Source organism: Paraburkholderia sp. BGA-UO-ETr-F12, from assembly GCF_059567945.1.
The window spans coordinates 103,005-127,110 of the sequence record NZ_JCAQOZ010000051.1; the positions used below are offsets into that span (position 1 = coordinate 103,005).

General features: G+C 61.5%; 16 protein-coding genes and 1 pseudogene. 10 read left to right on the forward strand and 7 right to left on the reverse strand.

The features are described from left to right. Positions 1 to 90: 90 nt before the first annotated feature. The gene (locus tag AC57B6_RS22550) at positions 91 to 900 is read left to right on the forward strand and encodes an Imm49 family immunity protein (protein WP_496422138.1); all 810 of its coding nucleotides are present in this window, start codon (positions 91 to 93) and stop codon (positions 898 to 900) included. 305 nt (positions 901 to 1,205) lie between these two features. Here the strand turns inward: AC57B6_RS22550 and AC57B6_RS22555 are convergent. After that, positions 1,206 to 1,704, reverse strand: a pseudogene (locus AC57B6_RS22555) (type II toxin-antitoxin system HipA family toxin); the annotation flags it as partial. A gap of 2 nt (positions 1,705 to 1,706) precedes the next feature. Continuing rightward, positions 1,707 to 2,102 (reverse strand): helix-turn-helix transcriptional regulator, encoded by a 396-nt coding sequence (locus tag AC57B6_RS22560; protein ID WP_063607684.1) that lies wholly within the window; start codon positions 2,100 to 2,102, stop codon positions 1,707 to 1,709. A 262-nt stretch (positions 2,103 to 2,364) separates the two neighbouring features. Here AC57B6_RS22560 and AC57B6_RS22565 point away from each other — a divergent pair, with 262 nt between their 5' ends. Together AC57B6_RS22565 and AC57B6_RS22570 are read left to right on the forward strand one after the other, a co-directional pair. Beyond that, positions 2,365 to 2,976, forward strand: a complete 612-nt coding sequence (locus AC57B6_RS22565) for a flavin reductase family protein (protein ID WP_028196083.1) — start codon at positions 2,365 to 2,367, stop codon at positions 2,974 to 2,976. A gap of 182 nt (positions 2,977 to 3,158) precedes the next feature. Then, a complete protein-coding gene (locus AC57B6_RS22570) occupies positions 3,159 to 3,593 on the forward strand; it encodes a cupin domain-containing protein (RefSeq protein ID WP_406869018.1) in 435 nt (144 codons plus the stop codon). A gap of 1 nt (position 3,594) precedes the next feature. Here AC57B6_RS22570 and AC57B6_RS22575 read toward each other — a convergent pair whose 3' ends face one another. After that, positions 3,595 to 5,052, reverse strand: a complete 1,458-nt coding sequence (locus AC57B6_RS22575; protein WP_496422139.1) for a polyhydroxyalkanoate depolymerase — start codon at positions 5,050 to 5,052, stop codon at positions 3,595 to 3,597. Between the two features lie 218 nt (positions 5,053 to 5,270). On the opposite strand from AC57B6_RS22575, the gene AC57B6_RS22580 reads away from it, so the two are divergent. Next, positions 5,271 to 5,924: a glutathione S-transferase family protein gene (locus tag AC57B6_RS22580; protein ID WP_496422140.1), complete on the forward strand. Its 654-nt coding sequence runs from the start codon at positions 5,271 to 5,273 to the stop codon at positions 5,922 to 5,924. A gap of 82 nt (positions 5,925 to 6,006) precedes the next feature. Here AC57B6_RS22580 and AC57B6_RS22585 read toward each other — a convergent pair whose 3' ends face one another. The 3 genes from AC57B6_RS22585 to AC57B6_RS22595 all read right to left on the reverse strand — a co-directional run bounded on the left by AC57B6_RS22585 (position 6,007) and on the right by AC57B6_RS22595 (position 11,475). Then, positions 6,007 to 7,989 carry a methyl-accepting chemotaxis protein gene (locus AC57B6_RS22585; RefSeq protein ID WP_178370533.1) on the reverse strand — a complete coding sequence of 661 codons (1,983 nt, stop codon included), beginning with the start codon at positions 7,987 to 7,989 and terminating at the stop codon, positions 6,007 to 6,009. 140 nt (positions 7,990 to 8,129) lie between these two features. Then, the gene (locus AC57B6_RS22590; protein WP_496422141.1) at positions 8,130 to 10,685 is read right to left on the reverse strand and encodes a heavy metal translocating P-type ATPase; all 2,556 of its coding nucleotides are present in this window, start codon (positions 10,683 to 10,685) and stop codon (positions 8,130 to 8,132) included. 121 nt (positions 10,686 to 10,806) lie between these two features. Continuing rightward, positions 10,807 to 11,475, reverse strand: coding sequence for an FMN-binding negative transcriptional regulator (locus tag AC57B6_RS22595; RefSeq protein ID WP_496422142.1), 669 nt, complete (start codon positions 11,473 to 11,475; stop codon positions 10,807 to 10,809). A gap of 296 nt (positions 11,476 to 11,771) precedes the next feature. Here AC57B6_RS22595 and AC57B6_RS22600 point away from each other — a divergent pair, with 296 nt between their 5' ends. Both AC57B6_RS22600 and AC57B6_RS22605 read left to right on the forward strand, forming a co-directional pair. Beyond that, the gene (locus tag AC57B6_RS22600) at positions 11,772 to 13,190 is read left to right on the forward strand and encodes a DUF1254 domain-containing protein (RefSeq protein ID WP_216750946.1); all 1,419 of its coding nucleotides are present in this window, start codon (positions 11,772 to 11,774) and stop codon (positions 13,188 to 13,190) included. Between the two features lie 264 nt (positions 13,191 to 13,454). Further along, positions 13,455 to 17,282: a DUF748 domain-containing protein gene (locus AC57B6_RS22605; protein ID WP_496422143.1), complete on the forward strand. Its 3,828-nt coding sequence runs from the start codon at positions 13,455 to 13,457 to the stop codon at positions 17,280 to 17,282. Positions 17,283 to 17,287: 5 nt separating this feature from the next. On the opposite strand, the gene pdxR is transcribed toward AC57B6_RS22605, so the two are convergent. Beyond that, positions 17,288 to 18,841 (reverse strand): MocR-like pyridoxine biosynthesis transcription factor PdxR, encoded by a 1,554-nt coding sequence (pdxR, locus tag AC57B6_RS22610; protein ID WP_496422144.1) that lies wholly within the window; start codon positions 18,839 to 18,841, stop codon positions 17,288 to 17,290. A gap of 128 nt (positions 18,842 to 18,969) precedes the next feature. Here pdxR and AC57B6_RS22615 point away from each other — a divergent pair, with 128 nt between their 5' ends. The 4 genes from AC57B6_RS22615 to AC57B6_RS22630 all read left to right on the forward strand — a co-directional run bounded on the left by AC57B6_RS22615 (position 18,970) and on the right by AC57B6_RS22630 (position 23,558). Further along, positions 18,970 to 20,076, forward strand: coding sequence for an ABC transporter ATP-binding protein (locus AC57B6_RS22615; RefSeq protein ID WP_028196093.1), 1,107 nt, complete (start codon positions 18,970 to 18,972; stop codon positions 20,074 to 20,076). Positions 20,077 to 20,195: 119 nt separating this feature from the next. Next, on the forward strand, positions 20,196 to 21,245 hold the full coding sequence (locus AC57B6_RS22620; RefSeq protein ID WP_028196094.1) for an ABC transporter substrate-binding protein: 1,050 nt from the start codon (positions 20,196 to 20,198) through the stop codon (positions 21,243 to 21,245). A gap of 180 nt (positions 21,246 to 21,425) precedes the next feature. After that, a complete protein-coding gene (locus AC57B6_RS22625; protein WP_183797276.1) occupies positions 21,426 to 22,694 on the forward strand; it encodes an ABC transporter permease in 1,269 nt (422 codons plus the stop codon). Positions 22,695 to 22,718: 24 nt separating this feature from the next. Next, entirely contained in the window at positions 22,719 to 23,558 is an 840-nt protein-coding gene (locus AC57B6_RS22630) for an ABC transporter permease (RefSeq protein WP_144195565.1), read from the forward strand. Positions 23,559 to 24,106: the final 548 nt, after the last annotated feature.

The window sequence follows — 24,106 nt, forward strand, 5'->3', positions numbered from 1 at the left end:
GACAACTGCTGTTGCTGGAGTGAATCGGACAACTGGGCAGGTTATCGCGGTCCCTGTCAAAATTAGCCAATAGTAGGAAACGAGTGAATCATGGGAAAAACTGACAACACGAAGGATCTGCAGGCAGGCATTGCGCACGTGCAGGCTCACCAGCAGGTACTGTCTGACAACCTGGAATTGTTTTTGAAGCACGTTCAGAACGGGACAGGCGACGTATATTCGTGTTTGCTTAGCTTGCGTAGTCATGCTGCCGCATGTTCGCTGGTGGCGTGGTCCGTTAATCGGGATCTAGGTCTGTTCAAGCAGTGGTCCTATGTGGAAGGAAAGCTTTCGCGGATACTTTTTCAGCAGCAGCCGCGCAATTGGTATCCCGCTTATTTGTTGTTGGGCCCGTTGCTGTCCGATCATGAGCCATTGATTAATTGGTTCGCGCACTATGAGCTTCCTTTCGATGAGAGTCGAGCCGACGATATTTCAACCGCTGACTTTCACGGATATCAGGCGCTCTTAGCGATACGGGGCGATTGGGATTTACTGGAGGAGCGGTGTTTGCGAATTCTCAACAATCCAGTCACCGCGCAGAAAAAGTATGAGATCGATCATCGCTTTTATCTTGCCCTCGCACGTGGCGATCTGGGCGGCATGGAGTCCGCGCTGGAGGAGCTGACTTCGCCAAAGATAGCACGCGTTCGCAACGTGGAGCAGGCGTTTGGTTTCACTAAAAAGCTAATAGGAACGCGCGCGGTAATCTACGCAAAAATCGCGTGGCGACACGGATACAGGGTGCAGCTTTCGTCTCCGTTTGTACCCGTCGAATGGTTGCCGGTGGCTCCGTTGGCGTCTTACGAGGATCCCTATGATTTTATGAAGAACTTCGACATTAATATGCCGGTGGGCTAGTCTCGACCGGCCGCAACAGTGATAGTCAGCTACGATGGCGGGACCGCATCGTCTGCGTTAAACCAATTTCTGAGTGACCTTGCAGGTGCACAAGGTCGTTAGAGGGTCCATGTTGGATTTCCCAACCGACGTGCCTAATCTGTTTGAAAAAGTACAGGCACAGGATTGGGAACGCTTGCTTGTCGATCGAGGTAGCGGCATCGGTAGACCAACCTGGCAAACGACAAGCGACGCCGTCGGCCTAGTACTTCAGATGTGAGGGCCTTCCGGTGACCTGACACATGTCTTCCTGCGGAAGGCGCACGATCGTTCTCGATTGAGGTCCGCATGTCCGCCTGCATGTTCCCAACCAGACCGAGCGGGAGCTTGAAGATATGCGTGGTCGGCGTGCTGCCAGTCGGGTAGATCCACTGTTCGTCGTGGCGAAGCAGCGCCGTTTTTTCCTGAGCCCCGGCAATCGATAACCTTAAATCCGCGCCGCTGTCGCATTGGCCGAGCGGCGCCGCTGAGGTGGCATTGCGCAGAAGCAACGCGATCTGCGGCTCGGATAACGGCTTTCCGGAGATGTTGTAGAGGTCGGTGGGTTGCTCGTCAGGCGGCAGTAGTTGGATCGCGCCGACGCAGTCACGGCCAAGCGCTACCAGCAGGTCGAATGCGTTCGTGCTGCCCGTGCGATGCCGTTGCGTCTCCGAGCCACTCGTCGAAATAACTCAGGCGGTCGCCGTCCCGTGCTTTTTCCCAGTAGCCGACGGGCAAGCCGTTCATCCAGATGTTGAGCCGTTGTGTCTGAGAGCGGCGTGCCATGGTTACCAGTTTTCCCGTTTCTTTCCGGTCTTGGTTGCCCCGAGGGGATGCTGCGAACTCGACGCTTTCCGGGTTCGGCCCGAGTGGTTGGCGACCGACTGAGATTTCGTTTTCCTGGCGGCGGGGACGTGTTGTTGAAGCTCCGGCGTCTCGCCCTGCGCTGGTTCGCCGTCAGGCACCGACGACGTCTGACTCATACGCAACTCCACGTTCAGCAAACGCATGACCTTAAAAAGCCGTTGGACGCTTGCCGATGCCGGATTGGCTTCCAGTTGCGCGTAGCTTTGCTGCGTGATGCCCAGCAGTTCGGCCACGGCGGCCTGTGTGAGTCCAGCAGACTTGCGGAAGCCTAGGAGAATGGGACGGAGCTGACTTAGCGTCTTGATAGCGTAATCCATTGGATTTTCTTCAGGCTTGTACAGTCTCTGAGCTGTATCACGAAAATACAGACAATAAGCTGTAATTTAAACATACAGGCTGTGGTTTGTATTTGTAATTTAAAATTCAAAGCCTGTTAAGACGGAGCGTAAAGTCACTCGATGAACACGAGTTCACGGAAGCGCGAATAGCCTTGGTCCGCTTCACGCCCGCTCCCAGCAGCCCCAACGAGTCTGCGGTATAAATACCTCCCGCCTCACCCGCAAACCCCCAACACAAAACATGTCCCACTACTTCTACAACCCCGCCACCGGCCACGGCCTTCCGCACGACCCGTTCAAGGCCATCGTCGCTCCGCGCCTGATCGGCTGGATTTCCTCCCGCGCCACCGACGGCACGTTGAACCTCGCGCCCTACAGTTTTTTCGGCGCATTCGCCAGCTCCCCGCCGATCATCGGCTTCTGCAGCGAAGGCCGGAAAGACAGCATCGCCAACATCGAGGCCACTGGCGAATTCGTCTGGAATCTGTCCAGCAAGCCGCTCGCCGAGCAGATGAACCGCTCCTCCGCGCCGGTCCCGTCCCACGTCGACGAATTCGAACTCGCGGGCCTTACACCTGCACCGGGTCGCAACGTAGCCGTGCCGCACGTCGCCGAATCGCCGGCCGCGCTCGAATGCAAGTTGCTGCAAGTGGTCCGTCTGCATACCCTCGACGGCAAGCCGATGGACAACTACCTGTCGCTAGGCCAGGTAGTCGGCGTCCACATCAACGAGGCCTACCTGAAAGATGGCCTGTTCGACACCCACGCCGCGCAGCCGATCATGCGCGCCGGCTACCGCGCCGACTACGCCGATATAGGCGAAATGTTTCAGATGTTCCGCCCAACCGCATAAGCACCCAAATCGGCACCCAAAGCGTTTGAATCACCTCGCGCCGCGCCATGCGGCGCGGCGCCCATCTGATCACCTCCGCGAAACACAAAGCCAACGCCCCGCAAACTGGCCCGCTTGATGCTTGCAACCGACGCTCCAACGCGTCGTTTTCAACTGCCGGCTCACTCAAGAGGAGCGCGATCATGTCCACCGAATTCGCCACGCAGTTTAGCCATATCCGTCCGCAAGACACGTCCTACGTGGATCAGGGCTTACGCGATTTTTTTCTGTACCGGGATTTAGGCATCGCGCAGGCAACCGGCGGCAAGGTGCTCGCGCAACTCGTCAAGGCGAATCACGCACCAGAGCAAGGCACCGGTTGGCACCGCCATGAAGCCGATTTCCACATTGTGATCATGTTGAAGGGCTGGGCGCGCTTCATGTACGGCGACAAGGAGACGCTCGTCGCCGCCGGCGATTGCGTGCATCAGGCGCCGGGCATCGTCCACTATCTGTTCGATTACTCGGAGGATATGGAGTACATCGAAATCGTGTCGCCGGCCGATTTCAAGTCGATTGAAGTCGAAGGCCCGTGCGAAGTGCCGGCGGTGAAGCCGTGGAGGAGCGCCGTGACTTGACTCACGATTGCGTCGCGGGTGGCCGCCGGCGCGGTGCCCGTGACGCCTGCTGAGTCTTGGCGGCAGAGCCGGAGCCAACCCCGTTCGACGTGGCGGTCACCGCCGGCGCCGAATCCACCTCGACATCAACCACTGCAGCAGCGGCCGGGGCTGACGCGATCGCTTCCGAAGCGGCAGCCGCCGACACCGGTTGAATCGTCCGCGCCCGCGAACTCACCACCACGGCACGCGGTTCATTGTCGTAGATCACTGCCCGGACACGCGGATAAATCTGCCGTTCCCACCGATGTCCATTGAACACGCCATAGTGCCCCACGCCGGTCTGCACATGATGCGTCTTCAGATACGGCCGCAACTTGTCGCACATGTCCTGCGCAGCGAGCGTCTGCCCAACCGCGCAGATATCGTCTTTTTCGCCCTCGACGGTCAGCAGCGCAGTACGGCGAATCTTTGAAGGCTCCACGAGCCGGCCTTTCACCTCGAGTTCGTGCAACGGCAACGCATGTCGCTGAAAAACAGTGTCGACCGTTTCCAGATAGAAATCGGCCGTCAGGTCCATCGTGGCGAAGTATTCTTCGTAGAAAGTGTGGATCGTGTCGGCCTTCGCGGGATCGCCTTTGGCGCGCTCGTAGTACATGGTCTCGAATGAGTCGAGATGGCGGCCGAGGTTCATCGACATAAACGCGGTCAATTGCACGAAACCGGGGTACACGCGACGATGTGCGCCCGCAAAACCAAACGGCACCGCGCTGATCAGGTTCTGCTCGAACCACTCAATCGGTTTGCTTTTAGCCAGTTCGTTGACGCGCGTCGGATTGATGCGAGTGTCGAGCGGACCCGCCATCAGCGTCATGCTGGCGGGCTGCGCGGGGTTGTCGTCGGCGGCCATGAGGGCGACTGCGGCCAACGCGGCGACGGTCGGCTGACACACCGCCAGCAGATGCGCGCCCGGCCCGATCGTCTCGGTGAAGTCGATTACATGCTGCACGAATTCGTCGAAGCCGAAGCGGCCCTGGCTTAGCGGTACGTCGCGCGGGTTGTGCCAATCGGTGATATAGACGTCGTGCTCGGCCAGCATCGTGCGCACGGTGCCGCGCAGCAGCGTCGCGAAGTGGCCGGACATGGGCGCGATCACCAGCACGCGCGGCTGCGGATGAGAAAGAGAGGCATCCTTCCGGAAATGCAACAGCGAACAGAACGGCGTGTGCGCCGCCACTTCCTCGACGATTCGCACGGATTTGCCTTCCGTCATCACGCTGTCGATATCGAACGGCGGCCTCACAGGCGTAAGTCCGGCGAGCGTCAGCAACTCGCAGGCCGCGCGTATCGAGCGTCCATGCGACGTGTCGCCAAATGCAGGCCACGCATCGAGCGAATGATTCATCAGTGCCGCGGCGTGCCGCATTGGCAGCATCATGTCAGCGAAAGCCTGATATGTGGAATATGCGAACAGGTTCATAACCTTCGCACGAATGCAGAAAAGGGAGGAACCCGAACAGAGGCAAGTCATGTGCCAATTACGCGGCCGCGTGACGCAGCCGTCGCTGCACGTTGGCATAGCATTTGCGCGGGTTGTTGCAACGGGCCGAATTTGCCGCGCTTTGGTGCGTCCGCGCACGACAACGTGCACGCGCATTGTCAGACGTCGGCGGAACGCCTCATCTGGAGGAGAAACGTATGGCGAATACCACGCTCACCATCAGCAGCAAGAACTATTCGTCATGGTCGCTGCGGGGCTGGCTGCTGACAAAGTTCAGCGGCTTGCCTTTCGAAGAGATCGTGATGCCGATCGACGATCCCGCCGCGCGTGCCGAATTGCTGCTGTTGTCGCCGTCGATTCTGGTGCCGTGTCTCTTTCACGACGGCATCAATATCTGGGACACCCTGGCGATCGCCGAATATCTGAACGAGTTGAAACCGGAAGCGGCGTTACTGCCGAAAGACATCCGCGCGCGGGCGCATTGCCGCTCGATTTGCGGTGAGATGCATTCGGGCTTCGCTTCGCTGCGTTCGGCTTTGCCGATGAACCTGAAAGCGCATTTTCCGGGCTTCAAGGTCTGGGCGCGGGCGCAATCGGATATCGACCGCATCGTGACGATCTGGAGCGAGTGCCTGCAACAGTACGGCGGCCCGTTTCTGTTCGGCGAGCGTAGCGCGGCGGACGCGATGTACGCGCCGGTGGTGACGCGCTTCGTGACCTACGACGTCAAGCTGGACCCTGGGATCGTCGATTATGGGCAGCGCATCATGGCGCTGCCTGAAATGCAGCAGTGGATCGCGGATGCGCAGCAGGAAGTGGAAGAGATCGACGAACTGGATGTGGAGTTCTGATAACGACGCGCGACGCTGAAAACCGCCGCCGCAGGCCCATATTGGCGCGGCCTGATGCCCCGCGCCAATGCAAAGGCAAACCTCAATCCCGCCCTGCTTCTAGCTTGAACACGCTAACTACCTGCGCAAGCCGCGCAGCCTGATCGCGCAACTCGGCCGCGGCGAGTTCCGCCTCGCCGACAATCGTCGCGTTCTGCTGCGTCGCTTCACCGATCTGCGTGACAGCGAGATTGACCTGCTCGATGCCGCCCGATTGCTCGCGTGACGCCACGCTGATTTCCGCCATGATCGCGCGCACCTGGCCGACCTGTTGAACGATGCCCTGCATGGTCGAACTGGCTTCTTCGGCGATGCGGAAACCGCTTTGCACGGTCGCCGTGGAGGCGGCGATCAGCCCCTCGATCTCCTTGACCGAAGCCGCGCTGCGCTGGGCGAGCGCGCGCACTTCCGAGGCCACCACCGCGAAGCCCTTGCCGTGCTCGCCGGCACGCGCGGCTTCAACGGCGGCGTTCAACGCGAGAATATTGGTCTGGAACGCAATGCCTTCAATCACGCTGGTGATCTCGGCGATCTTCTGCGACGAGCGGCTGATCTCGCCCATCGTCGAGACCACGCGTTCAACGGCGCGGCCGCCTTCGAGCGCGGCGTCCGCGGCATGCGTGACGAGCGTGTTGGCTTGCGCGGCGTGATCGGCGTTCTGCTGCACGGTCGAAGTGATCTGTTCCATGCTGGCGGCCGTTTCTTCGAGGCTGCTTGCCTGGGTCGCAATCCGCGCGGCGATGTTGCCACTGCCGGTGGCGATCTTTTCGGTGCCCTCCGACATGTCCGTCGACGCATTGCGCACTTGCGAAACAATGCGCGCGAGGCCTTCGCCGATGCCGTCGATCGACTGCATCAGGCGGCCGATTTCGTCGGCGCGTGCCTTCGTACCGTTGGCGCCCTTGGCCACGCGCACGCTCAGATCGCCCGAGGCGAAGCGCTCAGACGCCTTGGCGGCTTCATCGAGCGGACGGCTCACGAGGCGGCGCACGGCGATCAGGAACACGATCGCGAACACGCCGACCAGCACGAAACCGATCAGCAGGAATCGATTGCGCGTGGCGCTCACCTCCGCCATCACCTCGTCGCGCGGCGCAACGCCGCCCACCAGCCATTGCCACTGCGGTACCGTGATAAACGACACGAATTTGTCGCGCGCGTTGTGCTCGCCGAGCGTGGCGTCGGCGGAGCTGAATTCGAGCTGGCCTTCCTTCATGTCGAGCATTTGCTGATACGGAGCGTTCGCGTTGTCCGCGTTCTGGCCAGCGGCGGCCGGATGCACGATCAGCTTGCCGCGATCCGCGCCCGTCGAGGCGTTGACCACGAAGTAATAGCCGCTGTCGCCGATTTTCAGTTTGCGGATACCGTCTTCGACCGACTGGATTTCCTTGTCCACGTTCACGCCGACGAACAGCGCACCGATCACGCGGCCGCTTGCGTCCGTGACCGGTCGATATTGGGTAATCCAGCGTTTGCCAAAGAGCGTGGCAAGTCCCGTATACGATTTGTTCGCGAGAATCGGCGCGTATGCGGGCCCCTTGCGGTCGAGTAGCGTGCCGATCGCGCGCGAGCCGTCCTGTTTCTTCAGCGAAGTCGTCACGCGGACGAAATCGTCGCCGCTGCGGGCGAACACGGTGGCCACCGCGCCGCTGCGTTCGAGAAACTGGTCGGGAATCGAGAAGTCCATGTTCAGGACTTTGTCGCCGGCCTTGATGGTCGGCGTGGCGACGCCATTGACGTCGATTTTCTGGCTTTCGTCGAGCGTGTAGCCGGTGGGTAGGAAACTCGCGAATAGTGACGTCGAGCGATCGACTTCGGCAGACAGCGCTTCGTCGAACAGCGTGATCATGGCCGCAATCGAGCGGTCTTTATCGGCAATGCGCTGCAGGACCTGATCGCTGACCTGCTGGCCGGCGCTGCGCGTGAGCGCCCACGTAAAGGCGGCGAAAATCAGTGCCACCAGCGCGCACGACAGTACCGCGAGCCGGGCGCCGACGCTGGCGCGGCGCAAAGAGAGAAATTCCATGGGTATTCGGCGTAAAGGAAGACATGTGGTGTGCAAGCCATGTGAATACATGGTTTACACCTATGTCAGGATTACGGCCGAATCGCGCACATCTTTAGCGATTTCGAAGGCTTTTCGTAATGTATCGTCGTATATTGCCGTTACCGTGCCGACGCGCCGCGCCAGGTGCGCAGCAGTAGCGCATTGGTGACGACGCTGACGCTCGAAAACGCCATCGCTGCACCGGCTAACATCGGATTGAGCAGGCCGAAGGCGGCCAGCGGAATACCGATCAGGTTGTAGACGAACGCCCAGAACAGGTTCTGCTGGATCTTCCGCCAGGTACGCCGCGAAATGTCGAAGGCGTCGGCTACCAGCGCCGGATCGCCGCGCATCAGCGTGATGCCGGCCGCCTGCATGGCGACGTCGGTGCCAGTCGCCATGGCGATACCGATGTCGGCGGCGGCGAGCGCGGGGGCGTCGTTGATGCCGTCGCCCACCATCGCGACAATGCCGGCGCTGCGGATCTTCAGGTCGCGGATCACGCGGGCTTTGTCGTCGGGCAGCACTTCGGCATGGAATTCGGCGATGCCGAGCGCCTGGGCGACGCTTGCCGCACTGCCGTGGTTATCGCCGGTGACGAGCACGCTTTTGATACCCATTTGGGCAAGCCGTTCGACCGCCGCGCGCGCGCTCGGTTTGACGGTGTCGCCGAAGGCGATCAGCGCGAGCGCGGCGGGTGCCTGCGGCGCTCGCCGCATCAGCCAGGAGACGGTGTTGCCGGCAGCTTCGAGTTGTTTTGCGCGCTCGGCGAATGGCGCCGGTAACACGATGCCGAGTTCGTTGAGCCAACGCGTGCTGCCGAGCGCAAGCGTACGGCCGTCGACGTCGGCTTCCACGCCGCGCCCCGGCACCGCGCGTGCGGCGCTGGCCGTGAATGCCGCAACCGGCGTAATTGACGCAATTGACGCAATTGACGCAGCTCGCGACTGCGTTGCGGCCTGCACCACGGCCCGCGCCAACGGGTGATCGCTATGCCGCTGCACGGCTGCGGCCAACGCGAGCGCCTCGTCGCGCCCGATACCGTCGAGCGCTTCGAACGCTGTCACCGACGGCTGCCCGAGCGTCAGCGTACCGGTTTTATCGAACGCGACGATATTCACCCGATGCGCGGTTTCCAGCGCCTCGGCGTCCTTGATCAGCACGCCGCGCCGCGCGGCGACGCCGGTGCCGGCCATGATGGCCGCGGGCGTTGCCAATCCGAGCGCACACGGGCAGGCGATCACCAGCACGGCGACCGCGTTCAGTATCGCGGTTTCACCGCCCGCACCGGCAATCAGCCAGCCCACCAGTGTGAGCGCCGCAATCGCCAGAATCGCCGGCACGAAGATTTCGCTGACACGATCGACCAGACGCTGTATCGGCGCCTTCTCGGCCTGCGCGCTTTCCACGAGGCGAATGATTCGGGCAAGCGTCGTTTCCGCGCCGATCGCGGTGGTCGTCACCGCAATCGCGCCTTCGCCGTTGATCGAACCGGCGGTCACCGGATCGCTGGCCTGCTTCGGCACCGGCAAGCTTTCGCCGGTAATCAGCGATTCGTCGATATGGGTGCGGCCTTCGAGCACCGCGCCGTCGACCGGCACGCGTTCGCCCGGACGCACGATCACCACCGTGCCGACCCGAACTTGCGCGAGCGGCACTTCGCGTTCGTCCGCGCCGACGCGAATGCGTGCCCGGTCGGGGCGCAGCGCGTTAAGCGCGCGGATCGCGTCCGTGGTCTGGCGCTTGGCGCGCGCCTCGAGCCATTTGCCGAAGCGCACGAGCGTAATCACCACCGCCGACGCTTCGAAATACAGATGGGTCATGTCGCCGCCATGGGTCGCCAGTTCGTAGACGCTGATCCCATAAGCCGCCGACGTGCCGAGTGCCACCAGCAAGTCCATGTTCCCGGCGCCGGCCCGCACCGCCCGGTAAGCCGCGCGATAGAAGCGCGCGCCGAATACGAATTGCACGATCGAGGCGAGACTGAACTGCAGCCAGGGGGACAGCATCGTGTGCAAGCCGAACCATTCTCCGACCATCGGCAGCACGAGCGGCAGCGTCAGCACGGCGGAGACGACAACGGCCGCCAGTTCGCGGCGGGTCTGATCGCGTTTGCTTTGCGCGACGGAGGCGAGCGCGGGCGTGTCGGTGACGGACGGCGCTGCGTCCGGCGGCGCCATTAGCGTCGCCTCGTAGCCCGCTTTTCTGACTGCGGCGATGAGCGCGTCGGTGTCGGCGCCCGCGCCCGTCTGGTCTGGATTGACGCTCGCCGTTTCGGTCGCCAGATTCACCGACACGCTCGCGACGCCCGGCACCTTGGCGAGCGCCTTCTCCACACGCATCGCGCATGAGGCGCAGGTCATCCCGCCGATTGCCAGTTCCGTGGCCTGCGAGCCCGGCGCTGACGCGGTGTTCGGTGGTGCCAACGGCGTGGCTTCGTAGCCCGCTTTGCGCACGGCGCCGGCGAGCGTTTCGGGGTCGACTGCGGCGTCGCTGTCGATGCTGGCCTTTTCAGTGGCGAGATTCACCGACGCGCGGGTGACGCCCGGCACTTTGGCGAGCGCCTTCTCCACGCGCATCGCGCACGAGGCGCAGGTCATCCCGCCGATGTCGAGTTCGGTGGTTCTGGCGGGCGTAGCGTCCGCGGGACGCTGGGGTGTGGCAAGTTCTGTCATGGCAGGAAAGGCTCGTCGCAGCATTGGGCCGCATCATGAACCCAGTATTGACCTTCCCATGATGGGAAGGTCAAGGATGTTTTTGTCGCACGACGGTAGACCAGGCCGGTGAGCAAAAAGCTCAGAATGGCGGCGGAGCGTCCAGCATCGCCTGCCCAACGGCTTTCTGTTCGTCGCTCGTGCGCGCCAGCAGCGTTTCGGCCGCGCCGCGCCGATCAGCCGCTTCCTTGTTCTGACCGAGTTTCCATTTGCCGACCAGTCGCGTGACCTCGATCTCGAGACCCACAATCGCACCCAGCATCTGTGCAATATAGTCGGCCGGCGCGTCGCCCATCTTCCAGGGTACCGGTTCGCCGGCTTCCATCTTGCGGGTGAGCCGCGCGACCAGGCCGCGCAAGAACGCTTCGTCGTCGCGCACCTCAATCCGGCCGTGCGCGTGCACCACCATATAGTTGTAAGTCGGCACTTGGCGATGCGTCTCGTGCTTGCTCGGATACCAGGTCGGCGAGATGTAGGCGGCGGGGCCCTGGAAAATGACGAGGGCTTCCGGGTTGGCGGCGACTTCCTGCCAGACCGGATTGGCCCGGGCGACGTGAGCGCGGAGGATGCCGTGGGTTTGGGTGACGCCGTCAACCCCTCCGGGAACTGGTTTTGCGTCGAACTCGAATGGCAAATGGTTCGCATCGAGCCCATTCGGTCCGTGAGTAACCAGCGCGCCGAACGGCTGCCCGGCGATCAGGCTGTGGAGAACCTCCGGGCGGTTCTCTTCGAAATGGGCGGGCATATACATAAAACGCTCCGGGGAACAAAGGACAGCGAGTGGCCGGGATGGGCGGCCAACCGGCAGGCAGGAACCGGCGTGGGAGTGACAAAACCGTTCACGCACCGCAAATGGTGTCCGCGCGCGCATTACAACGCGCTATTGCTGCCTTTGCGCTTGCCTGGCGAACAAGGATACGATACAACCCGATGTTGTCGGCAACACAAGCTGCGGACTCGCTGCGCCTGGCTTTGGGAGGCCACGCAAACAGGTTTCGCCGCGAACCGACGCCTCCCTTAGGACCGCACGTTCTGCCACCTGAACGAATGATAAAAAATCGCCAAGAACTGTTTTCGCTTCACTGGACCTGCGCATCGCTCGCAGGCCTCGCATTTCTGGCTGGTTGTGCGTCGACTCCGTCCACGACGCAGAAAACCACCGGCTGGATCAAGGACGAAGTTGCCGATTCGTATGTGTTCGGCTATCCGCTGGTGCTGATGGGCGTCGCGCGCGACGCGGCGGTTGGCACCGACCCGGGCCAGGCACCGATCAATACCTTGCGCCACGCCCAGGCCTTGCCGCCGATCGGCGCAGCCAATCCATTGCAGCCGAGCCTCGATACGCTCGATTCGACCGGCTGGCTGGACGTCGGCAGCGAACCGGTGATCGTGGCGCTGCCCGACTCGCACGGCCGTTACGTCGATGCCCGCGTGCTCGACATGTGGACCAATGTGGTGTGGTCGACCAGCTCACAATTTGCCACCCGCGCTGCGGGCATCAAGGCGCAAACGATTGCTTTCGTCGGCCCGGGCTGGCAGGGCGATCTGCCCAAGGGTGTTACGCGCGTCGACGTGCCGACCCGCAACGCATGGGTGAGCGTGCGTATCCAGTCGAACGGCACCCGTGACCTTACCGCGGTGCGCAAGCTGCAGCGCGCGATTCGCGTTGTGCCGCTGAGCGTCTACGCCGGCGGCACGCGCTCGGCGTCGATCGCGGCGCCGCGCAGCACGGCCGCCGATGCCGCGGTGGCCGCTTCCGGCACACCGGCCGCGCAAGTTGCTGCGCTCGACGCAAACGGTTTTTTCAGCCGGCTCGCGCAGGCGCTGCCGGACAACCCGCCAACGCCGGCTGACCCGCATGCGCTGAAAATCCTTTCCGATTTCGGCGTGACGCCAGGCGAGCCGGTGAAGCTGCCGAACTCCCCCGATGTGATTGCCGCGGGTCTCGCCGACGGGCACGAGCGCGTCGTCACGCCGCCGTCCAATCTGCTGAGCAGCAATGGCTGGAGCTGGTTCGGCGACGGCGTCGGCAATTACGGCACCGACTACGCGATGCGGGCCTACGCTGCGGCGACCCAGCCGGGCATCGGCACGAAGGACGACGAAGTGCGCGCTGTCGTTACCCAGGACAGCGACGGCCATGCGCTCAACGGTGCGAACCGCTACGTGATCCACTTCGCGCCGAATCAGTTGCCGCCGGTGCGTGGTTTCTGGTCGATCACCGCCTACACGAAGGACGGTGCGTTAGGGGAAAGCGCGCCGGCGCGTCTGGCGGTTGGCGATCGCAACGGCGCGCGCCGCAATCGCGACGGTTCGCTCGACGTGACGGTGTCCTCGGTGCGCAGCAGGAGCGGCAACTGGCTGCCGGCGCCGCGCGCCGATCTGCAACTGGTGCTGCGCTTGTACGCTCCTAAGCCGCAAGCGACTGACGGCAGCTGGCAACCACCGGCCGTGGTGCGCCAGTGAAATGGCGGCAATGCAGTTCGCGAGTGAAAGACCTCAATGAAATACCTTGGCGATATGCGTCGCTAATGTGACAGCCATGCATGAATGACGCATAAATCGCCCATGTCCGCCACTTTGTGCCGGCGGACATGGGCAACGGCAGCATGCAACAATATGTAAGCTGCGTCTGACATTGCTACCCCGCGTAAGATTCACCACTTATACTGCCGCTTGCGGGATTTTCGTTTCGCGGCGGGCTTGCCGCCGCATTACCCAAGACCGAGCATGGCAAGCCTCAACAAAGCATCAATCGCTTCTTCCATGCAGACCGTGCGCAATGTCGCGCAGTCACGCCGCACCCGGCGTGTCATCACAGGTCTGCTGATCTTCCTCTTATTGTTCGGTCTGCTGGGTTTTTTCGCGGCACCGCCATTGATTCGCCACATTGCCGAGCAGCAACTCAGCAAGCAACTCGACCGGCCTGCCACGATCGGCCGCATCGCGCTCAATCCGTACACGCTCAAACTCGAAGCCGATCGCGTGCATATCGGCGAGCGAGGCGGCGCGGGCGACTTCGTCGATATTTCGCGGCTTATCGTAAAGCCGTCGTGGAGTTCACTGTTTCGCGCAGCACCGATCATCGACGAAGTGCAGCTCGATTCACCGCGTTTTCATATCGTTCGGTACGATGCGCAGCGCTTCAATTTCACCGACCTGATCGAGAAATTCTCGAAGCAGCCGGCCAAGCCCGATAGCAAACCGACGCTCTTTTCGGTGTCGAACATTCGCCTCGAAAACGGCCAGATCACATTCGACGACAAGCTGCTCGGCGTCACGCATGTGATCGATCAATGGAAGCTGGGCATTCCGTTCATTGCCACGCTGCCTTCGAAAACCGATATCTTCGTCGAGCCGTTGCTGCGTGCGCGGATCGACGGCAGCCCGCTCGCTATCGACGGCAAGACCAAGCCGTTTGCCGCGTCGCGCGAATCGGAGGTGTCGCTGCGCTTCGACGGGCTCGACGTGCCGCGGCTCATTTCCTATGCGCCGACCAAATTGCCGGTGGTTGTGCAGAGCGGCAAACTGTCCACCGATCTCAAGCTTAATTTCGTAGTCTCCAACGACGCGCCTTCGTTGCGGGTGGCGGGCACGGTCGATTTGAACGACGTGGACATACGCGACCAGAGCAAGGCGCCGTTCTTTGCCGCGCGCACGGTGCATGTGGCCGCCGCGACGCTCGAGCCGCTGAAGAGCCTGTATCACTTCGACGATATTCGCATCGACGCGCCGAGCGCCAGTCTTGCGCGTGATAAAAACGGCGTGTTGAGTGTCGAGAAAATGTTCACGCCTGAGCCTGCCGCTCATGCATCCGTTCCGGCGTCGGCTGCGGCCGCATCCGCGACGGCAAAAAATGCGGCGAGCGCGCCCGCTGCGGCATCCGGTGCAAGCGCGCCCGTCGCCGCATCCGGCGCAAGCGCGCCGGAAAAAGCCGCGCAGCCGCTGGACCTGTCGATCAAGCGTTTTGCGATCAACGACGGCACCGTCAACGTTCACGACGAAGCCGCCTCGCGGCCGGTCGAGCTTGGCCTGCAAAAACTGGCCGTCACGCTGACCGATTTTTCGACGCTCGCGACTGCTCCCGCGCACTACACGCTCAATACCAACTTCAAGGACGCTACCGGCTCGCTCGGCGTGGCCGGTGCGTTCGGCCTCGTCGCGAAGACCGCCAGCGCAAAGCTCGATCTCAAGTCGCTGCCATTGCCGCCGCTGCAGCCATACCTCGATACGGCGACCGCGGCGCAAGTTGTCGACGGTGCGTTGTCTGTCAATGCGAATGTCGACGCGAACTGGTCGAAATCGCCGGTTGCTGTGATGGTCAGCGATACGCAACTGAATCTGCAATCGCTCAAACTCGCGGCGCGCGGCAGCAAGGCGCCAGCCGTCTCGCTCGCGCAAGGTCAGGTGACGATCAAGCAGGTGGACGTGGCGGGACGCACGGCCGACATCACCGGCGTCGATACGACCGGCCTGGCGGTCAATGCTCAGCGTCTGAAAGACGGCAGCATCGACCTCGCCGCCCTCGCGGGTCCGCATCAAGCCGAACAGCAGCGCACCGCGATCCACGCAGCGAAGAAAGCAGAGGCGGAGGGACCCGCCTGGCACTACAAGATCGGCGAACTCAATCTGAAAGACGCGACCGCGAATTTCACCGACAACACCACGCCGAATCCGGTGAAGCTGAGCGTGACGCCGCTGCAACTGAAGGTGCAGCAGATCAGCGACGATCTGAGCAAACCGTTGCCGATCGATCTGCAAGCCACGCTCAATAAAAAAGGCACGCTCGGCGTGAAAGGCGATGTCACGGCGACGCCGCTCAAGGTGGCCGTCAAGGTGAACGCAAACCGCCTGGATGCGGCGGCTTTCGAACCGTACTTCGGCGGCAAGCTCAATGCGCTGATCGCAAGCGCGTTGCTCAACGCGAACGGCGATCTCGCGCTGAGTCAGGCAAAGGCGCTGAAGGCGACTTATCGCGGCGACGTCGCGCTGGTCGACGTACGGATGCTCGACAAGGTGACGTCCGACCCGTTTGCCGGTTGGGGCTCGCTCGCGCTGACCGATCTGAAGGCAGACTACGACGAACGCGGCACGGTGGTCGACGCCGGCCGCGTCACGTTCACGAAGTTCTATGGGCGTGTGCTGCTCGACGCACAAGGCAAGCTGAATCTCAACGACGTGGTCGCGCATGAAAGCGGCGCCGCGCAATCGCTGACACGCGACAAGAGCGGTTCGGAACCCGTGCCGTTGACACCGCAAGCGGCCTCGTCGCCCGAGGTGGCGTCAGCGCCGGTACCGGCGTCGTCCGTCAAGTCCGCCACTGCGGCCGCTCCGGCCACGGTCACGGCAGCAACGCCGCCGCAAAGTCCCGTCAAACTGCATTTTGGCCAACTGGTGCTGCAACAGGGCCGCGTGACGTACACCGACAACTTCATCAAACCGAACTTCACGGCGAACCTGGTCAGTATTCAAGGCACGGTGGGTGCATTCGGCACACAATCGACCACCCCCGCTCCCGTGGACATTGCCGCGAAACTGGCAGCCAATGGCCCATTGTCGATTCGTGGCACGGTCAATCCGCTGATTGCGAAGCCCGCGCTCGATCTGACCGCGAGCGCGCACGATATCGAGCTCACCAACCTCACGCCGTATTCGGCGAAATATGCCGGGTATCCGATCACCAAGGGCAAGCTGAACGTCGATCTGCACTACAAGCTCGATAACGATCAGTTGAACGCGAACAACCACATTTTCATCGACCAGCTCACGTTCGGCGATCATGTCGAGAACAATACGGCGACCAAGCTGCCGGTGCGTCTCGCGATCTCGCTGCTGAAAAATTCGCGTGGAGAAATCGATGTGAACCTTCCGGTGTCGGGATCGCTGTCGAATCCTGAGTTCAGCATCGGCGGCTTGATCTGGCATGCGGTGCTCAATCTGCTGCAGAAGGCCGTGACCGCGCCGTTCTCGTTGATTGCCAACGCGTTTGGCGGCAGCGGCGAGGAAATGGGCTATGTCGAATTCGACCCGGGCTCGGCGAAACTATCGGACGCCGCGGATAAAAAGCTCGACGCCATCGTAAAAGCACTGGCCGACAAGAGTTCGATCCGTATCGATCTGATTGGCCGGGTCGATCCGGCGGTCGACGAACCGGGCCTGCGGGCGCAATACGTCGAGCGGGCGGTCAAGCAGCAGAAGATCAAGGACGTGGTGGGCAACGGCGAGAGCGTCGATCTGTCGACCGTCACGGTGGATCCGAAGGAATACGACAAGTATCTGACCAAGGCCTACAAGGCGGCCGACTTCAAGAAGCCGCGCAATTTTGTCGGCTTGACCAAGAGCCTGCCGGAGGACGAGATGAAGGCCGCGATGGCCGCCAACGCGCCGATCGACGACGCCAGCTTGCGTCAGCTCGCGCAGCAACGGGCGCAAGCCGTGCAGCAGTATTTCGAGGGCAAGATCGACAGCAGCCGCGTGTTTATCGTCGCGCCGAAGCTGAATGCGGACGGCATCAAGGACAAGGGGGCGACGACGCGGGTGGACTTCGGCCTCAAGTGAGGCGCTTAGGCGGCGCGCGTGGGCTTTTTCTGCAACACCGTCTGCTCGATCACGCGCGCGAGGGTGTCGAACGCGGGACCGATCTTCTCGTTCGCCACGCACGCATAGCCCAGCAATAGTCCGCGCCGGGCGGGCGTCTCGCTGCTGTAATAAGCGGCGAGCGGCCGCACGATCACGCCGGCATCGTAAGCCGCGGCCGTTACTGCCCGATCGTTCGCATGATCCGGCAGGCCGAGTACCAGATGCAGGCCGGCCTCGTCACCCATCACCGGCAGTTCGTTGCCGAACCGCGCGGTGATCGCATCGATCAGAATCTGCCGCCGCTCGCCGTATAGCGCACGCATACGGCGAACGTGCGATGTGAGATGCCCGTCCATGATGAAATCGGTCATCACAGCCTGTTGCATCAACTGGCCCTCGCGGTAGAGCTCGGCAACGCCCGTGCGGAAGGTATCCACCAGATGCTCCGGCGCGATCATGTAGCCGATCCGCAAACCCGGAAACAGCATCTTCCCCAGGCTTCCCACATAGATCACCTGGCCGGCGTCGTCGAGCCCTTGCAGGGACGCGAGTGGGCGGCTGCCGTAGCGGAACTCGCTGTCGTAGTCGTCTTCGATGATCCAGACGTTGTGCTGGCGTGCGTACTCGAGCAGCGTGCGGCGGCGCGCGAGACTCATCACCATGCCAAGCGGATACTGATGTGACGGCGTGACGAGCGCCAGGCGCGGCGGCTGTTGCAAATCCTGCTCGCGCGGGTTGAGTCCCTCATCGTCCACCGGCACCGGCACCAAGGTGATCCCCGACGATTGCAGCACACTGCGCGCGCCCCAGTAGCACGGCTCCTCCACCCAGGCGCGATCGCCGACGTCGGTCAACAGGCGCACGGCCAGATCGATCGACTGATGGATGCCTGTCGTGATGATGATCTGATCGGGCGTGCAATTCACCGAGCGGGCGACGCGCAGGTAATCGGACAACGCACGCCTCAACGGCCGATAGCCGCCGCCTGGCGCATAGGTCAACAGATCGGGATTGGCCTCCTTCCAGAGTCTTGCCTGCAAACGGCTCCATGTACGCGCCGGAAATTCGGCGACGTCGGGCACGCCCGGCATGAACGCACCCCACTGTTTGGCGGAGACGCCGGCCTGATCGATGAGTCTGCGTCCACGCGTGGAGAGGTCACCCAGATCGCGTGCTGGCGGCGTCAAGGCCTCGTCGGCCGGATTGGCGCCGGCCGCATCGACGCCCGCCGCCACCGGCTTCTTGCGCGTATTCATGGCTGCCGCGTCCGGCCGCGTGTCGGCGACGTAGGTGCCGCTGCCGGTGGTCGAGATCACGTAGCCTTCGGCGGTCAACTGGTCGTAGACATGCAGCACCGTATTGCGCGCAATGCCGAGGTCTTCGGCAAGCGTGCGCGAGCTCGGCAGCTTGGTGCCGGGCGGCATCTGGCCGGTCAGGATGGCCTGCTGCATCAGCCGCAAAGTCTGCCTGTAGACCGGTTCGGCGGCGGCGCGGTCGAGCCGTGCGGCAAGCCAATCCGACAAGATCACGGTGTCCAAGTGGTTCTATCCAGAATAATGAAATGGCTCCATATTGTAGAACCGTAAGGGACTATAGTGAGCCACGCAATTGATACACACCTCTGTTTGCAGAGGGAGTCAGCCGGACCGTAGAGGAGACTGAAGCGATGAAAACCGATGACGTGATCGTCAGCTTTCGAGGGGTGCGCAAGACGTACGACGGCGAAACGCTGGTCGTCAAGCAACTCGATCTGGATATCTATCAAGGCGAATTTCTGACGCTGCTCGGACCGTCGGGATCAGGGAAAACCACATGTTTGATGATGCTGGCGGGCTTTGAATTTCCCACCGGCGGCGAGATCTGGCTCGATGGCACGCTGCTCAATACCGTGCCGCCGCATAAGCGCAACATCGGCATGGTGTTTCAGAACTACGCGCTGTTTCCGCATTTGACGGTCGAGCAGAACGTTGCGTATCCGCTTACCGTGCGCAAGCTATCCGCGGAAGAGCGGGCCCATCGCACGAATAATGCATTGAAGATGGTGCGCATGGAGAGCTTCGCGAAGCGCTATCCGGCGCAGCTTTCCGGCGGCCAGCAGCAGCGTATCGCGTTGGCGCGGGCGCTCGTGTTCGAGCCGAAGCTCGTGCTGATGGACGAGCCGCTCGGTGCACTCGACAAACAATTGCGCGAACACATGCAGTACGAACTTAAATCACTGCACGAGAAGCTTGGCGTGACTTTTGTGTACGTCACACACGATCAGGGCGAAGCGCTGACCATGTCGGACCGCGTTGCCGTGTTCGACAAGGGCATCGTGCAGCAACTCGACACCGTGGACCGTTTGTACGAATCACCGTGCAACGAGTTCGTTGCGAACTTCATTGGCGACAGCAACAAGCTGCGCGGCACGATCGCGAACGTCGACGGCGAGTACTGCGAGTTTCACCTGATCGACGGCACGCGGCTCACAGGTCGCAATATCGGCGGCGCGCGGGCGGGCACGCCGGCGGTCGCGTGCATCCGGCCCGAGCGTATGAAACTCGCCAACATGGCGAATGGTGCATCGCGGCACGGCGCCAACGCGCTCAACGGCGAAGCACGCGGGTTGATCTATTTCGGCGACCACGTGCGCATGCGCTGTGGCCTCCCGGAGCAGGACGAGTGCTTCGTCAAGGTGCCGCTCGGTACCGACGCACTCGACACCTTCTCGCCTGGCGCGCCGGTCGCGCTGGAGTTCGCGCCCGAGCATCTGCGGGTGTTCGCAGGGGCGTGAGGCACGTTCGAGACGTTATAGCCGTTTAATGTGGGAAAGAAGTGAATCACGTGAGCAGTACATAACAAAGTCGCACTCTAAATAGCTTGAAGCACACCATCAAAGGAGAGCAACACACCATGAGCAAGATCGGGAAATCGCGCTGCGCCATCGCTGTCGGTGCTGTGGCGCTTGCGTTGGGCGCTGCGCAAGTCAATGCAGCCGAACTGACGGTCGTCAATTTTGGCGGCGCGAATGGCGACGCGCAAAAGGTCGCCTTCAACCAGCCGTTCGAAACGCAAACTGGCAACAAGGTGACCGCCGTCGAGTACAACGGCGAGCAGGCCAAAGTGAAGGCGATGGTCGAAGCGAAGCACGTGAATTGGGATGTGGTGGAAGTCGAATCGGGCGACATCGGCCGTGGCTGTGACGAAGGGCTGTACGAGAAACTCGACTGGTCGAAGATCGGCAAGAAGTCGGATCTGATTCCGGAAGCGCCGCAAACTTGCGGTGTGGGTTTCTTCGTGTGGTCGACGGCGCTGGCCTATAACGCCGACAAACTCAAAACTGCGCCGACAGGCTGGGCCGATTTCTGGGACGTGAAGAAATTCCCGGGCAAGCGCGCAATGCGCAAGGGCGCGCGTTACAACCTCGAATTCGCACTGATGGCCGACGGCGTAGCGCCGAAGGACGTCTACAAGGTGCTCGCCACCAAGGAAGGCCAGGACCGCGCGTTCAAGAAGCTCGACGAACTGAAGCCGAACATCCAGTGGTGGGAAGCGGGCGCGCAGCCGCCGCAATTCCTGGTTGCGGGCGACGTGGTGATGTCCACCGCTTACAACGGCCGGATCGATGCCGCGCAGCGCGAAGGCAAGAACCTGAAAGTGGTGTGGAACGGCAGCATTTACGACCTCGACTACTGGGCAATTCCTAAGGGCACGCCGAATAAGGCGCTGGCGGAGAAGTACATTGCCTATTCGATTTCGTCGAAGCCGCAACAGGACTATGCGCACAATATTGCGTACGGTCCGGTGAATGTGGCGGCCATCAAGGCGCTCGATCCGAAGACGCTCTCCAATCTGCCGAACTCGCCGGCCAACGGCAAGAATGCCGTGCTGCAGAACCTCGCGTTCTGGACTGACCACGGCGATGAACTGGAGCAACGTTTTGCGTCGTGGGCCTCGAAGTAATTAGCCGGGTGCAGGAAGGCGCGGTTTTTCTACGGTGAAGCCGCGCCGTATTGATGCGATGAAGCGCAAACGCAGGTCTTCGCGATGTGCGCGAACGGGCGGATCGACTTGCGATGCGTGGGATTGGAATAGACGCCAAAGCGTCAAGTCCGGTCGACTTAGGAGACGGGTGTGACTACGATGACGATCGCCGCCGATTCAACGCCTGAGTCGAGTGTTCGGCTCAAGCGGGAACTGAAAGCAGCGGAAGCGAAGAAGCGCGCGATGGCGCTGTTATTGATTGCGCCGCTCGCCATTTTTTTACTGCTGATTTTCGTCGTGCCAATTGGCGCGCTGCTTACGCGCGCCGCACAGAATCCGGAAGTGGTGAGCGCCTTACCGCATACGCTGAATGCGTTGAGTGGCTGGGATCGCAAGACGCTACCTCCCGACGCCGCGTATGCGGCATTGGCCGCGGACCTGACCACGGTTGCCGATGGCGACGGCATGGGTGCGCTGGCACGCCGGCTGAACGTCGAAATTCCGGGCTACCGTTCTTTGGTCGCGAAATCGGCACGCGCGATGCCGTTTGCCGACGATAACAGCAAACCGTTGAACCTCACGCCTGCCCAGATCCACGCGAAGTTCGTCGAACTCGACGAGCGGTGGAATGACGTTACTTACTGGCAGGCGATCGCAAAGAACTCGAACGCCTATTCGCCGTTTTACCTGCTGGCTTCGTTGGACCACAAACAGGACGCATTCGGCCATATCATTCCGACCGACCCTGACCAGCAGATCTATCTCGCCGTATTTGGCCGTACGTTTGTGATCGGCGCAGCCGTGACTTTTTTCGCGCTGCTGCTCGGCTATCCGCTCGCTTACTGGATCTCTACGCTTTCCGAGCGTCGCGCGAATCTGGTGATGATTCTCGTGCTGATTCCGTTCTGGACGTCGATTCTCGTGCGCGTTGCCGCGTGGATCGTGATTCTGCAAAGCGAAGGTTTGGTGAACAAGGCGCTGATGGCCACCGGGCTACTGCATGACCCGTTGTCGTTACTGTTCAACCGCACGGGCGTCTACATCTCGATGACGCACATTCTGCTGCCTTTTATGATTCTGCCGCTGTACAGCGTGATGAAGTCGATCCCGCCGACGTATCAGCGTGCCGCGATCTCGCTCGGCAGCCATCCGTTTGCCGCATTCTGGCGCGTGTACGTGCCGCAGACCTATCCGGGCATCGGCGCCGGCGCACTGCTCGTGTTCATTCTCGCGATCGGTTACTACATCACGCCGGCGCTGCTCGGCGGCCCGGGCGACCAGATGGTCAGCTACTACGTCGCTTACTTCACCAACGTGACGATCAACTGGGGCATGGCGTGTGCGCTCGGCGGCTTGCTGCTTGCCGCGACGCTCGTGCTGTATGTCATTTATGGGCGCTTTACGCGTTCGTCACTGAGCCTTGGCTGATTGCCTGAACGGAGCTGATTCGCGATGAAACTTGCCAAGCCCTTGTTCGCACCGCACACCTCGTTGGTGGAACGTGTGTGGTATTTCGCGCTGCGTGCGCTTGCCGTGCTGACCCTGCTGTATCTGATCTTGCCGGTGCTGGCGATCGTGCCCTTGTCGTTTTCGTCGAGCACGTTTCTGGTGTATCCGATTCCGGGCTGGTCGCTGCGCTGGTATCAGAACCTGATTGCGTCCGATGAATGGCGCATGGCGGCGAAGAACAGCTTTATCGTTGCGCCGTCCGCGACTGTAGTGGCGACCGTGCTCGGTACGCTGGCCGCTATCGGACTGACGAAAGCCAATTTTCGCGGCAAGGCGCTGCTCATGGCGATTCTGATCTCGCCGATGATCGTGCCGGTGGTGGTGGTCGGCGTGGGCATGTATCTGTTCTTCGCACCGCTGGGACTGGCGAATACGTATATCGGGCTGATTCTCGCGCATGCTTCTCTGGGTGTGCCGTTTGTCGTGACCACGGTAGCGGCGACGTTGCAGGGGTTTAACTACAATCTGGTGCGCGCGAGTTTGTCGTTGGGCGCGAATCCGGTGACGACGTTCTTTCGCATCACATTGCCGGTGATTGCGCCGGGCGTGATTTCCGGGGCGCTGTTTGCATTTGCCACTTCGTTCGATGAGGTGGTTGTCACGCTATTCCTGGCTGGCGCGGATCAAACGACCCTGCCGCGGCAGATGTTCACGGGTATTCGTGAAAACATCAGTCCGACGATCGCGGCATTGGCGACGATTTTGATCGTGTTTTCCACTTGTTTGCTGTTGGCGTTGGAGTGGCTGCGTGGGAGAAATGCGGCGCGGGCTGTCAGGGCTTGAGCACAGAGCCAGTTGAGAATTTATCGACAAACACAGTAGAAAAATCTGACCACTATCGGGCCGATTGAACGTGGTCGTCGAGAATCCTCACTTCACTCGAATAGGCAGCCGCACACATTATGTGCGTCCAAGTGGATGCGCGAGCGCGCGTACGTTTAGGCCGCCGGTCGGCGGTGGATGAGTGCGCCGGTTCCCACACCGGCATTCCGAACGCCTTAGCGATACAAAGCGGCTCCCTTTCGCGGCTGTCAACGACAGCTTGTGCATATTTCATCGACCTCGTTTTGCATGCCGATTGCACACCGCATTTGCAGCCGAGCGTGCCGAACCGGTCGTCAGCCTTCGCTCTGTCGAACGCGTCCCTTCTCGGCGCGAATCCCATCTCCCATAGTCCAAAATCGCATTCACAGCCGCCTTAAAGGGTAAAAGCCGTTGTATCAAGCACGCGCTCAGAAAATCGTCAACGCGGTGCGATTTCTCATTGACCGGCGACCTGTCCGACAGAACTCCAGGACTTTTCTCATTCCATACGCATCTTCGTGTCTCTA

Coding starts and splice junctions, on each gene's coding strand:
- AC57B6_RS22585 (WP_178370533.1), bottom strand. CDS start 7,989: ATGGAATTTCTCTCTTTGCGCCGCGCCAGCGTCGGCGCCCGGCTCGCG.
- AC57B6_RS22575 (WP_496422139.1), bottom strand. CDS start 5,052: ATGAACCTGTTCGCATATTCCACATATCAGGCTTTCGCTGACATGATG.
- AC57B6_RS22620 (WP_028196094.1), top strand. CDS start 20,196: ATGAGCAAGATCGGGAAATCGCGCTGCGCCATCGCTGTCGGTGCTGTG.
- AC57B6_RS22600 (WP_216750946.1), top strand. CDS start 11,772: ATGATAAAAAATCGCCAAGAACTGTTTTCGCTTCACTGGACCTGCGCA.
- AC57B6_RS22605 (WP_496422143.1), top strand. CDS start 13,455: ATGGCAAGCCTCAACAAAGCATCAATCGCTTCTTCCATGCAGACCGTG.
- AC57B6_RS22590 (WP_496422141.1), bottom strand. CDS start 10,685: ATGACAGAACTTGCCACACCCCAGCGTCCCGCGGACGCTACGCCCGCC.
- AC57B6_RS22565 (WP_028196083.1), top strand. CDS start 2,365: ATGTCCCACTACTTCTACAACCCCGCCACCGGCCACGGCCTTCCGCAC.
- AC57B6_RS22550 (WP_496422138.1), top strand. CDS start 91: ATGGGAAAAACTGACAACACGAAGGATCTGCAGGCAGGCATTGCGCAC.
- AC57B6_RS22615 (WP_028196093.1), top strand. CDS start 18,970: ATGAAAACCGATGACGTGATCGTCAGCTTTCGAGGGGTGCGCAAGACG.
- AC57B6_RS22570 (WP_406869018.1), top strand. CDS start 3,159: ATGTCCACCGAATTCGCCACGCAGTTTAGCCATATCCGTCCGCAAGAC.
- AC57B6_RS22625 (WP_183797276.1), top strand. CDS start 21,426: ATGACGATCGCCGCCGATTCAACGCCTGAGTCGAGTGTTCGGCTCAAG.
- AC57B6_RS22560 (WP_063607684.1), bottom strand. CDS start 2,102: ATGGATTACGCTATCAAGACGCTAAGTCAGCTCCGTCCCATTCTCCTA.
- AC57B6_RS22630 (WP_144195565.1), top strand. CDS start 22,719: ATGAAACTTGCCAAGCCCTTGTTCGCACCGCACACCTCGTTGGTGGAA.
- AC57B6_RS22595 (WP_496422142.1), bottom strand. CDS start 11,475: ATGTATATGCCCGCCCATTTCGAAGAGAACCGCCCGGAGGTTCTCCAC.
- AC57B6_RS22580 (WP_496422140.1), top strand. CDS start 5,271: ATGGCGAATACCACGCTCACCATCAGCAGCAAGAACTATTCGTCATGG.